Source organism: Bacillus sp. JJ722 (genome assembly GCF_036963345.1).
In the GTDB taxonomy this organism is placed as follows: Bacteria; Bacillota; Bacilli; order Bacillales; family DSM-1321; genus Bacillus_AD.
Genome location: NZ_JBALMO010000063.1, coordinates 1 through 12351, shown reverse-complemented (window position 1 = coordinate 12351; position 12351 = coordinate 1). Strand labels below are relative to the sequence as shown.

Below are 12351 nucleotides of genomic sequence, written 5' to 3'. Positions count from 1 at the left end.
ATGAAAATGGTAAATCTCGTGCAGACATTGCTAGAGAATATGATATTACGCCTTCTGCGTTAGATCGTTGGATTAAAAATCATAAAGAAACAGGCTCTTTCGCTGCCAAAGATAATCGAACAGAAGAAGAAAATGAACTGGCTCGATTACGTAAAGAAAACCAACGATTATTGATGGAGAACGATATTTTAAAGCAGGCGGCGCTGATCATGGGACGAAAATAGATGTGATTCGAAATAACGCTCACAAATATTCAATATCAGCAATGTGTGACGTCCTCGATATTCCAAAGAGTACGTATTACTATCATGCAGATTTTTGTGGTAAACGTACGCTTAGTACTGAAGATAAAGAGATTTCCAAAGAGATTGCCCGTATTTTCAAAGAAAGCCGTAATAATTATGGTACACGTAAAATCAAGAAAGAACTGAGTAAATTACCAGAGCCAAAACACGTATCACGTCGTCGAATTGGTCGTTTAATGAAGGGGCTTGGACTCATATCAAACTATACAGTAGCACAGTATAAGCCGCATAAATCAACATGTAATGAAGCGCCAATAAATAATGAATTACAGCGTCAGTTTGAGCAAAAAGAGCCATTGGCTGTCATCGTCAGCGATTTAACATACGTTCGTGTCGGAAAAAAGTGGCACTATGTATGCCTATTTGCCAACCTTTTTAATCGCGAAATCATTGGTCATAGTGCTGATGCGAATAAAACCGCAGAACTTGTGTATCAAGCGATTGCGAGCATCCATGCCAATTTGAATGATGTCAAAATGTTTCATATAGACTCTCTGAAATTAGTTTGATAACAAACTAATTTCAGAGAGTCTTGAAACATTCGGTATCCAACGATCACTGAGCATGAAAGGATGCCCTTATGATAACGCTGTAGCTGAAGCAACGTTTAAGATATTTAAAATATAATTCGCTAACGGAGCTCATTTCTCTTCTCTTGAACAGCTCGCTCTTGAACTTGATGATTATGTTCATTGGTTCAATAACATTCGAATTCACGGAACACTAGGCTATTTAACACCAGTGGAATTCAAGCAACAGACCTTATAATTTTTGTCCAGTTTAGTGTTGACATACCACTTTTTATGGCAGTTCGGACATAACGGCACCGTATTTCCAATCGTATCCTCACCACCATTTGATAACCAATACATTAAGGTCATTAAATAAAAACTAATCTGACACGAAAAAAATCAAGTTCCTTAACGTACGAGTATTTGGCTTTTTTCGTGTCAAAGTATGCTTAGTGTACAAAATTTTCGAAATGTTGATGGTATATCTCCATATAGATTCCGAATGTGATAACTTCCATCACCATTCAAATACAAATGTCTGATTGTAACTTAAGCTAATCAAAGTAAGAATTATTTTTTCTAGATATGATAAAATCCCCTATAAATTATTAGTGTACCACTTCAATGACTTGTAGCCTTTTTACACTGTCTACTTATAGGGGATAATATTATAATCTCTGTTAGTATCCCTTTTTATCTTTATTTAACCCTGTCATTTCTAGGCTGTTAGTGAATTTAGTCACTCATATCAATCATCCTTCATGAAATAATTTCTTCTTGAATATATTGCAACAATGATTTCGATATTAACTTTGTGTTACCATTATTAAACTCAAAAACTTCTCCATTACAATTTAATAAAATTAAGGCTCCTTCCATTGAAAGATTCTGAATAATAATAAATTGTTCTAATACTTGAGGATATCGCTTTCGTTCTGATCGAGTAGCTTCAACCACATTTAAATAACCATCTACACCTAATCCAAAGATTTCATGGGACCCTATTGAAATAACACCAAACTTTTTAAGAATTTCTTTATAAGAATCTGGAAATTTAAAGCTTAATTCTTTTTCTGCAAGCTCTATTATCTTGTCATTGGTACCTCCTACAAAATCCACCCCAGCATTTTCAATTACTTCTACTATACTAGACATCTAAGTCACCTCGTTCTAATTTACATTGTTCTGCTCTTGCTTTCCAATGATCTTCACGTTCTGCATTAAATTTGTTACGGTCAATCTCTGTTTCTTTTTGTTTATCATGTAATACGGCATCATTTCCAGGGCCACGATGCTCTGTCTGTGTTAATTCAGCTAAAGGCGAGTCCATCTCTTGGCCTATATGATGTAATTCTACTGGTTTGCCATCTATTAAAGGCGCTTTCCCTTGTTCCATCCGATCCAAGTTAGTTTTGCCGAAAGCGTCTTTAGCATCATAATCTATATCTGTTCTTTTCAAAACATCCCGGCTATTTACCTCGCCTGCTTCTACATTTGCTTTATCGTAAACTTGCTTTTCTGCCTCTGTTGCCTTTTCTAAAGCGGTTTCTAAACTAGTATATTTCTCAAATCCAAAAGTTTCATCAGTAATATCGACATCTGATACTTTCAATGGCTCCATTACATTAGTTTCAGGAGCAAAGGTTCCTTTTTCTTTTGTCACGTCGTCGCCTTCGCTGTTGTCCCATTTCTGTTCAAAAAGCGGTTTATCCGCTTCCACATAGCTATTTATTTTATCTTCAGTATTTTGAATAGTAGGGATTTCGTTTACTTCTTTTTCTACAACACTTGCTATCTCTTTAAATGTGCTGGTAATCATTTAAGCCCATCCTTCCGATAGTGATCAATCCAAGAGAAATAAAACTCTTTTAACTCTTTACTTTCATCTGATTGATGCCTTAAAACACATTGCATTAAAGCATGATGATAGGCAGCAATATTTAGATCAAGATAATCGCTTATAATAGTTTGAATTTTCTCATTCCATTGTGAAATTTCATAGTTTTGCATATAGCTAAGTTGTCTCTTAAAAGGCAGGATTTGATAAATAAGAGCCGATAATGATTTGAAATTTTTCTGGTCCCAAATTTCCATTGTATTGCTTACTTCATATTCTGATAAATTATCAATAAGGAATAACTTACTCTCCTCTTCTATGTTAAGATTTACTGCCCTTTCTCTTAGCCTTACCTTTTCTGGCTTGTCCAAGTGATAACGTTCATCCTCTTTTACACGAGGTTGCAATAATATTTTTATGATCTCACTTCTTATTTGCTTTTCATCGGCAAGTGTTTTTAAGTCTTTTGAATATGAGAACGGTTTGACGTCCATAAACTCAGAAATTTGGCATAATACTGGCTGAAGCCAATCATTTTGGTATACAACCGCAACTCCAGTTTTTAATTTTGCGGTTTCTTTTATTTGATCCTCATTTAGCGTAATTGCGCTACCAATGTCTTCACGATCATGTCCATCCGGCAAGCGAAGAATAATTTTTGTATTCGTATTTCTAATAACCGACCTATCAAGCAATCCCGGAGACTGGTCGACAATTATAAAACCTTCGCCGTACGTTCTCATTTCAGCTATTGCATTAGTCATCATTTCAACTGCTTTACCTTGCAAATTAGAACTTTCCTGTGCTTGATCAACAGATGTCCTTCTTAACAAATGATGCGCTTCTTCCAAAACAGTAACGTGTTTTAAGAGTGTGTTCATACTTGTTGCTTTAGACATCCGTTGTTCATGAAGACGCATAAATAAAATACCCATAATAAGCGATTTCGTTTCATTTGATCCGATTCTGCTAATATCGATTAAACAATTCTGGTCAAATAACTTTTCATTCTCTATTTCATCATCAGAAAAAATTCGGCCGATTAAACCGTTTGTTAATGAATTAACTCTGGTTACAAGGGCTCCATTATAATCACTTTTTGTATCCTGCGAATATGCTGAGGCATTAATAACATCAGGTAAAGTCGCCAACAATGTTTCAAATGTCGGATATGTTATTTCGTTCAAATATGATTGAGAGGACTCAAGATCCCAACCGCATTTTTCATAACTTATCTCTATTGCTTCCTTTAAGACCGCAGGCATTGCCGCATACATTGGCCAACATGCATTAAAGATTTCAATAAGTCTATCAATATGTTCAAGCACATGAACTTCATTTGGAAAACGAAAAGGATTAATTTTTATTAACGGTGCCATCTTGGGATTTGTGCCATACACATGAATATCTTTACGCCCACCAAATATATGCTTATATTCGCCTTTTGCAGGCTCGACGATTAAAAAATTAATATCTTGTTCTATTAATTTATCTAACAGTGTATATACCGTATTCGACTTCCCCGAACCAGTTGAACCAGTAATAAATGTATGCATAGCTAAACTCTGTAAATCTAATTGAACACTCGTATCTTCTTTTCTACCCATGTGGAAAACATTGCCCAAATTAATGTGTTTAGAATGAGAGCTGCCACTTGACTTATAAGTCCAGACATTTCTGCCAAATTCAGCTGATTCTATTACTGGAATTCCACTTACAGATTTTCTCGGTAAACTAAATCCGATTGCCAGTTCTCGCCCGTTTACTAAAGTCCCAGGTGAAACATAAGGAAGATTTAACACCGTATTCGCTTCAATTTGAATAAGAGGATGATGAAGCTTTGCTAAGTATCCTTTAACTTTTATGAGATTCTCCGCATTTGAACCATCCCAAGTATTAATAAATGAGTTTTCAATGGATGAATTTTCTCCACGCATTATCGCTTGATAAGTTGTTGCAGCCACCCTCGCTGTCTGTTGATTATCTGCAAGAAAATAACACGCACAGCTCCACAACCCGAAGTCTTCCGAACTTTTTAATCGTTCCAGCTGTTCATCAATTTTTACTAACAAATTGCTTACAGTTTTATTCTCAAATTTAACTTGAAGATTACGGGAATTGCCTTCCGTTACTGTATCGCTCTTATTTGTTGTTGATGTGTCTGCTTTAGAAGAGCCCCTAGTCATAGCAGAACTATCAGTATGAGACGAGTTAAAAGTAGATGACTTTGTCAAACCATCTGTCTTCGTATTATTATGGCTAGCCGAGATGATAAAGCCCATACCTTTATTAAAACTAGAACTTGTGGATGTATTATGCGACGTACCTTCCGATTTTCCACGCGTATAACTTTGCGTTTTTGTTAAACTATCGTTAATTGTATTTGTAACTCCATTGCATATTCCATTTGTAATCGCTTGGCTATCATTTTGTCCAAAAGAGAGTTCAGTTTGCTGAAAAGGCGCCAGCTCAGTATATAATGTCTCATAACCCTGGCGAATTTGGACTATTTGATTAGAATAAACAGGATCAGCCAAGAATAAAGCAGAGAATTTCTCTCCTCGCATCGCATCAAGTAGTTTTTCTAATCCCTGAATATATTGAACCTTTTCGACATCCTTCATTGCTGGAATGCCGGATACTGATGAGATATTTTTATTTGAATCATTTATTGTATTATGGAAAATAGTCTCTAATACATCTTCAATTTCGTTATTGCGTAAGTTTCTTAATTCAGTACCTGGAAAGTTACCATTAAAACTTTTTTCCAACCCTTCCTTAGCCGCAACCACATTTCGAGAACGAACACCTACATATAAATGAACTTCCTTCCCATCACTATCAATAATTAAGACTAATGAACTATCAAGGTTGCCAACTGTGTTGTAAATATTGATCAGCTTTTCAGTAATATCTTCGTTCTTATCGTATACAATTTTAGTGACCTGTAATAATCGAATATGCTGTCTAGCCGTAATATTTTGAATATGGGATGGTAATGGAATCACATCATGTTTAGTTAAATCAAATAAATAATTTTTCCCCAGGTATTCTTCGGCAATTGAAAACGAGCTTTGAAGATCGGTTTGTTTTCGTATATCTAATGAGTTCAAGTAAAGTACTCCCTTCTTAAAGAAGTCTTATTTTTTTGTTTGCATTAGCTTGGTTATCTCGTAATATAATTCTTCATCATTGATAAGTGTATGTACCCTTCTCTTCAAAAGGCTACTTAAACTATGTACTTTCTCTAGCTCCCTTTTTAAGGAATCATACTTATCTTGTTTTAATTCATGTATCTCTAGCTCTTGTTTAAGCTGTTCTAGCCTATTTTTAAGAATTTGATTTTCTTGTTTAAGACTTTGATTTTCCTCAAGTAGTCTTTTCCGACTTAGATCTTTCTGTTCAAATTGTTGAACTTGAACAGAAAGATGATTATTTTCACTCTTTAAATTGCGTTTTTCACTCTTTAGACGTTCTTCCTCTGAAGAAGGACCAGAAATAAAATCACCAAACTCTTTCATTGACTGAGCTACTTTTGAGTCACGATGTAAATCGCCGCCGCTGCGGCTACCACCACCAATCCCGCCACTAAAAGCTTTCCCGAATGAAAACCCTTGTACGGTTGACCTTGTCCCTTCACTTTTGGCCTTGGTTGACCTTGTACTGCTCTTTCTGGTCTTGATAGCTCTTCTTTATACACGTGACGGCCTACTTGTAGAGTTCGTTGAAACCGTTGTTTTGAAAAATTAGTTTCTAACTGTGACTGTAGCTCTGTGAAGTAATGTTTATCCCATTTTGATTTATCTGATTCAAGTTCTCTTCCGTCATGCTCTTCCCAAATCTCTATACCTAGCTGCTCTATTTTACTGACTGCGTTCGCAATTTCTCTTTTTCTATCAGTAGGTTCTGACATAATGTATGTACCCAGCGCACTTTGAATTTTCCGGATATTTCTTTCCTCGATTGCCTTCTCTAAAAAACTAGCCATTATTATCCTGTCCCTTCTTCTTTTACACTTCTAAAATAGCATCTAGTTGTGCCACGAATTCATTCAACCAACGTTTCTCTTCTTCATTTTTCTTCAACTGGTCTTCCAATTCGAAGCTACGGCCTGATAACATTTTAATTTCTTGAACACGCTCTTTCATAAGCGCTTCTAAGCGATTAATTTCCTGAATAAAATGTATCTTCAGTTTTTCCTGTTCATCTTCTGCAAAAGATTTTGCATTATCAAAGTTTTCTTTCAGAGATAAACGGACAGGAACCAGGAACTCTTCTCTTAGTTCTGTCATATCTATATATTCACGGTCTTCATAGATATCTTCTTCATAATATTTATCATCTTTCCATGTCCAAGGCTTGTACCATTTTTTATTCTCATTTCTTACCGTTTTTGTTCCAACCCATTCTTGTTCCACAACCGTGTATTCATTTATGAGCTCTTCTATATCAGGAATATCCACCATTATCGCCTTATCCCAATTTTTCACTTGAATTTTACTTTCTTTAAAGTCCATAATATTATGAACATAATGATGATACTCTTGAATATATTGCTCTCCATTATTGCGTAGTGATTGGGTAATAACTTTCTCTAAATCTGTTACGGCATCATCTTGCAAAATATCGACTTCTTTTTTTACTTTATACAGAATAACGTCTGCCTCATGTTTGCTTATTCGTTGATTGCGAAACTTATCAGAAATACCTTGGAGTTGCTGGCCAAAGATCTTATTACGTGCTTGCTCAAAATATTGATCAATATTAAAGTTAAGATTTTGAATTTTTTGTTTGAATTTTTGTGCTTTCTCTCCTTTCTCCAGTTCCTTCTCCAGTTTTTCCATCTCTTGATGTATTTTATCTCTCTCTTGCTGATCATCAGCCATTCTTTGTTGAAGATTTTGCATAATTTGCTCTCGCTCTACGATTCTCTTAAACGAATTAACAGCATTTGTAATCTTCGATGTAACTGCATACTTATCTAAATATTCATTAATGGCAGCTTCAATTCCAGGAACACCAGTGTGATATAACGTTACAGCCTCTTCATCTTGGCGATCTCTTGCCATCATAATTTGATCAGAAATATTATTCTTAAGGGAAGGACTTAAAGGCGCATATGTCTCCAAATGCATTACTGATTCTTCAAGGAATAAATCAATGCCATTTAGGGTCTGCTTTTCATGTCTTGTTAATGTATGACCATTTTGGTATTTACGTATGACTTTTGCCGTTTCAGCTGAGATTGGGTAAACATTCGGATTTTCAATCCCATGTTGTTCCAAATACGTTTTCACATTCCGTAGAACATCTACGAGGTTTTCACCTTTTTCCGGATCGAAACAATCCGCTTTATTAACCGCAAAAATAAAACGATCCTTTGATTGTTTTCCACCCACTTTCATAGCCTCCGCTACGATTTTCAAAAGAGCGTAATCATCGTCAGTTTTTAGTTGCGTTGCATTAAGAACATATAATACCATAGGCTTATCATCATCTTTAATCACACGTAAAGTATGCTCCCGGTGACTTCCATCCATTGAATTATTTGGCCCTGGCGTATCTACAAGTACTAAATTCATTTTTCTAGAAGAGATTGATGGAATGTTCCCATCTATTTCAATCAAAGAAATGTTCGGGTCTTCATTGAATCGCTCCATATCTGTCATCATCACATTCTGTTGGATTGTCAATTCATTTCCTTGCGAGTCAAAACAAACAGCAGAAAATTCTTCAAGTTCATTATCATTTTTGATCTTTGAAATCTTTGCAGTACATGCTTCATTTTTTGAAGGCATCAACTCCTGTCCAAGAAATGCATTAATTAAAGTAGACTTTCCTGAACTCATTGTTGCAATCACAGCAATTTCAAATTGTCTATTTAATGCTTTTTCAAAATTTTGCTGAATTTTTGGATCTTTTAGCGCATCAAAAGGACCGTTTTGCATATGGGCCACTAGATTTTCAAGCTCCATTAGTTTATGTGAAGTATCTTTTGCCGGGATAGGTTCAATAGTGATTTTTATGGAAGGATTTGATTCACTATATTGCTCACAAACCTCCAAAAGATCTTCATAATCTGGTATTGTACCTTTAAAACGAATATCTAATTGATTTTCATTAGCTACTTCATCAATTACAGGTAGTAAATCTTGAATCCAGACTTGCAGGCGATCTGATTTGTACTGACTTAATTTTCCCTCCTTCATTATATCTTTTCCATCAACTTCAATGATTGTTTCTACTGTGTATGGATTATATTGAATATAAATATCTGCCATGACGCAAACCCCCGTAAAATTAAATTAAGTTTATAATTTGATTAATCCCTGAATGATTGATAACTTTATAGATTCGAGAGATATCATATATCTGATTTTCTACAGTAACTTGGCCTGCTCTATCCATTTCATGAGCGGTCTTATTGTTTACATTAGAGTATTGCGTTAAATCTGCCTCATCCTCTGAAAGAAAGTCATAATAAAATTTAAACAGATTTCTTTCTTTTCTTGTTAATGGTTGTTCAGCTAAAACCATTTGCGAAAGCTTTGCAGCTAGAGCGGAAACAAAATGAACTTTTGGATTCTCAAACCCATTCTTTTCGAGATAATCTTTTGTATTATTTACAAATTTGGCTATCGATTCGCCGCTACTTTCATCAATTTCGTCCACTTTATTTACTACGAAAATTATTTTTTCATCCTTATTATTACTTAGATGCTCTTTTACCCTACCTAATAAATATTTATCATCATCTGTTCCAAGCTGTGTAGCATTTATCAAGTATATTAGCGTATCATATGAATCACTTTTTAGTACTTCCATGGTAATATCACTATGGCTATGATCCATCGAATTGTTAGTACCTGGCGTATCAATAAATGTTACTCGGGTGTTAACTGAGCACATATTTGATAAAGATCCTTCCAACTGCACCCATTTGATATTTTCATTTTCATTCCAGCTATGTAAATCTTTTTCATTCAAATCAAATAAGCAACTAAATGAACTCTCTTCATTTATGCTTGTAATAAAATGGTCGATAAACGGACGGCTTTTATATTTGTATAGTTTGGAAGTACAGGCTTCGTTTTGTGATGGAAATAGGTCCTTCCCTACAATACTGTTCAAAAACGTAGATTTACCAGCGCTCATTGTTCCAATAACCAAAAATCTTTTCTCATTAGTTTGTTGATACGAGTAATAATCTTTAAAAGATTCATAAAAGAATGAAAGAAATTGAAATTTTTTAACTTGGATTAACATCTTGGCAGATTCTAAATCACCAAATTTAAGAGCATTGGTAAAACCTATTATTTTCAAAGCATCTTTTTTATTAATTTTTAATACTTTCGTTTGAATGATTTTTTGAATAATGGAATCTTCTTCTGTTACTACTCCATATCTAAGTAATAAATAGTGAGCGAAAAAAAGGTATTTATATGTATAAAAAAGGATACTATTTTTTTTAAATTTATAACGAATTTTTCGAACTTCACTAAGTAATTGTTTTTCGTTTAACAGAATTGTATTATCTTCTTCATTCTTCGAATTAAAAAAATGCGTGTAAAATAAGCTGACTGCTTGTTTATGATTAGTAAATTGTCTATCTTTCAAAGAATAGTCGCTTAAAAGTTTAAAATAATGGTACATTGTTTTGGTATTCTCATGGAATAAAGGATATTTAGTATAAGAAAAAGCACAAACTGCTTTATAATACTCAACTATCTCTTGAGAGTCTTGCTTGAAAATGTTCTTTTTTTCAATCATATTTACTTTCCTTTCAAAAATACTCTACTATTTTTTAATAATAGCCCGGCTTCACACACAGCATTGCTTGATTAGCCTTGATGGATGACTGGCACCTCAACGTCGATTGAAAAAAGGTAAATATAGAAATGATTCAATATTGTATTATTCATTATTGATACATGCTCATCATATCCATGACACTCTTCTTCATCTCGTCTCTCAACTTCTCGGGTGCCAAGACTTCCACGCACTCTCCTTGGCTTAACAACCACATCTTAATTCCGTGTCCAAACACTTCTGCTTCAAACACAATACTGTTTTCGTCTTTAGCTACAATTCGAGCAGTTGGTAGTCTATCCATTACAGCTTGAGGAGATGGACCAATAAAACGGAATTTGATAGTCATAAGGTCACCGGCATGCATGAATTGAATTCGTTTGCGAAATTCCCCTTCTTGGAAACGTCCGCTATATGGAACCTCAAAATGTTCATCAGTAACATTACATGCTGTAATACGATCAACACGATAGATGGTTGGAAAGTTGAGATCACGCTTTGTTTGATACGCGATTAAATAAAAATAATACTCTGAAAAAATTATCCCTACGGGTTTCAATGTTCGTTCACTATCTTCGTAATCGTGTTCTCGTTGATAGCGTATATTGATCAGTCGTTTTGTATGAACAGCTTTTGCCAATTCCCAAATTAAAGAAATTAGTGATTGTTTGTGCTGTAAGTCTACATATAAATGTTTTTCATTTAACATCAGTTTTTTGATAAAGTCCTGATTGGCCGGGTGCGCAAGATTGGTCAACTTGTCGATGAGGCGATCCATATCAGCTTTTGGAAAAGCACGTGATTCAATCAGTATTTTCGCAAGAGTTAATATCTCTTCATTTCGTAAAAACAGTTCATCCCGTATTTCCAGCCTATATACTTTCTGCTTAGTGTCATAATCTAAGTATTGGTTCGTTTTTGTTTGTTCTAGAAAGTCACGAATGCTTTTAAAGTCGCGTTGAATGGTCTTTTCTCCAACCTGAAATGAATCCCCTTCTGCTTTTTTCGTGAGAACATGACCTTTACATAACCGATCATACATAGACAAAACTCGATACGTCTGATTTTGCGGTATACTCATATGTTCCTCCTTCATTTCTACTCACTATTCGAAAAGCTACTTTACATCTCCATCATACAAATCCTCTTGGACACATTATGTCCTTCAAAGAGGATTTCCTAAATATTTTCTTACACATGTCTAAAATCTTTCTCTAGTATCCTATGTAAAACAAATAAAAAGCCCTTCGAAAGTCATACGAAGGACAAGTTAATTTTACACCCCGTTGACCATTGCTAGCTTCAAATCCGTAGCCTTACGTCCTTACTTTTCGACAAGTTTTTATAAGGAAATAAAGCTTTCCAATGATTTCTAAGGTATAAACGTTTTCTCCAAACTACTAACCAACTTCCTCTTGCTTTTCCCTTTACCTTTTCATCGATGGTGCATCACTACTTATGGTAGTATCACTCCCAAAGCTACTATACTCTAGATTTAACGGACATGTTTTTTGTAATGTGAAATAAAGCTATAGTGCTAAATAAACAACTGAATAGCCAGCATTCAAAGCAAATACCTACAGCGTGTCCAAAACTTTACTCCTAAATAATGCTTCTCAACATGACTCCTTGCTAGTCTCTTTGGGATTTACAACGCAAGCCAAATGTTCTATGTCCATTTTACTACATTACAAAGATTTGCCAAGAAAAGAATTATACAATTGGTCTAGTAGTTAATCAGAACTCTATATTTTTTAGTATTTACCCAAACATTGAAATGGTGTTTGACAAATTTTATATCCAGAATTAAGATAACATATCTAAAAATTCATAGGTTTTTTAAATTATACATAGAGTGATGATGGTATAATGAATACCATATTATAAC

9 protein-coding genes and 1 pseudogene are annotated in these 12351 nt (G+C 34.6%); 1 reads left to right on the top strand and 9 read right to left on the bottom strand.

Translation table 11 applies throughout. The features are described 5' to 3' along the window. A pseudogene (locus tag V7014_RS09420) lies at positions 1 to 1073 on the top strand (IS3 family transposase); the annotation flags it as partial. Here the strand turns inward: V7014_RS09420 and V7014_RS09415 are convergent. The 9 genes from V7014_RS09415 to V7014_RS09375 form a co-directional block, all read right to left on the bottom strand. Beyond that, positions 1034 to 1177 (bottom strand): HNH endonuclease, encoded by a 144-nt coding sequence (locus V7014_RS09415; RefSeq protein ID WP_335506448.1) that lies wholly within the window; start codon positions 1175 to 1177, stop codon positions 1034 to 1036. The pseudogene V7014_RS09420 and the gene V7014_RS09415 sit on opposite strands and share 40 nt — an antisense overlap. Before the next feature lie 399 nt (positions 1178 to 1576). Then, complete coding sequence (locus V7014_RS09410) at positions 1577 to 1972, bottom strand: SMI1/KNR4 family protein (RefSeq protein WP_335506446.1); 396 nt, start codon at positions 1970 to 1972, stop codon at positions 1577 to 1579. Then, on the bottom strand, positions 1965 to 2636 hold the full coding sequence (locus tag V7014_RS09405) for an HNH/ENDO VII family nuclease (RefSeq protein WP_335506443.1): 672 nt from the start codon (positions 2634 to 2636) through the stop codon (positions 1965 to 1967). Before V7014_RS09405 ends, V7014_RS09410 begins: the two co-directional genes overlap by 8 nt. Continuing rightward, positions 2633 to 5767 carry an ATP-binding protein gene (locus tag V7014_RS09400; protein ID WP_335506441.1) on the bottom strand — a complete coding sequence of 1045 codons (3135 nt, stop codon included), beginning with the start codon at positions 5765 to 5767 and terminating at the stop codon, positions 2633 to 2635. Before V7014_RS09400 ends, V7014_RS09405 begins: the two co-directional genes overlap by 4 nt. Before the next feature lie 27 nt (positions 5768 to 5794). Continuing rightward, complete coding sequence (locus V7014_RS09395; RefSeq protein ID WP_335506439.1) at positions 5795 to 6175, bottom strand: hypothetical protein; 381 nt, start codon at positions 6173 to 6175, stop codon at positions 5795 to 5797. Positions 6176 to 6183: 8 nt separating this feature from the next. Next, positions 6184 to 6567 carry a hypothetical protein gene (locus V7014_RS09390; protein WP_335506437.1) on the bottom strand — a complete coding sequence of 128 codons (384 nt, stop codon included), beginning with the start codon at positions 6565 to 6567 and terminating at the stop codon, positions 6184 to 6186. A 97-nt stretch (positions 6568 to 6664) separates the two neighbouring features. Beyond that, complete coding sequence (locus tag V7014_RS09385) at positions 6665 to 8935, bottom strand: dynamin family protein (protein WP_335506435.1); 2271 nt, start codon at positions 8933 to 8935, stop codon at positions 6665 to 6667. 19 nt (positions 8936 to 8954) lie between these two features. Further along, the gene (locus tag V7014_RS09380) at positions 8955 to 10424 is read right to left on the bottom strand and encodes a dynamin family protein (RefSeq protein ID WP_335506432.1); all 1470 of its coding nucleotides are present in this window, start codon (positions 10422 to 10424) and stop codon (positions 8955 to 8957) included. Positions 10425 to 10575: 151 nt separating this feature from the next. Further along, positions 10576 to 11544 (bottom strand): helix-turn-helix transcriptional regulator, encoded by a 969-nt coding sequence (locus tag V7014_RS09375; RefSeq protein ID WP_335506430.1) that lies wholly within the window; start codon positions 11542 to 11544, stop codon positions 10576 to 10578. Positions 11545 to 12351: the final 807 nt, after the last annotated feature.

What these genes read in the sequence shown, in the direction of transcription:
- V7014_RS09375 (WP_335506430.1), bottom strand. Translation starts at nt 11,544, where the DNA reads ATGAGTATACCGCAAAATCAGACGTATCGAGTTTTGTCTATGTATGAT.
- V7014_RS09385 (WP_335506435.1), bottom strand. Translation starts at nt 8,935, where the DNA reads ATGGCAGATATTTATATTCAATATAATCCATACACAGTAGAAACAATC.
- V7014_RS09410 (WP_335506446.1), bottom strand. Translation starts at nt 1,972, where the DNA reads ATGTCTAGTATAGTAGAAGTAATTGAAAATGCTGGGGTGGATTTTGTA.
- V7014_RS09390 (WP_335506437.1), bottom strand. Translation starts at nt 6,567, where the DNA reads ATGTCAGAACCTACTGATAGAAAAAGAGAAATTGCGAACGCAGTCAGT.
- V7014_RS09405 (WP_335506443.1), bottom strand. Translation starts at nt 2,636, where the DNA reads ATGATTACCAGCACATTTAAAGAGATAGCAAGTGTTGTAGAAAAAGAA.
- V7014_RS09380 (WP_335506432.1), bottom strand. Translation starts at nt 10,424, where the DNA reads ATGATTGAAAAAAAGAACATTTTCAAGCAAGACTCTCAAGAGATAGTT.
- V7014_RS09395 (WP_335506439.1), bottom strand. Translation starts at nt 6,175, where the DNA reads ATGAAAGAGTTTGGTGATTTTATTTCTGGTCCTTCTTCAGAGGAAGAA.
- V7014_RS09415 (WP_335506448.1), bottom strand. Translation starts at nt 1,177, where the DNA reads ATGTATTGGTTATCAAATGGTGGTGAGGATACGATTGGAAATACGGTG.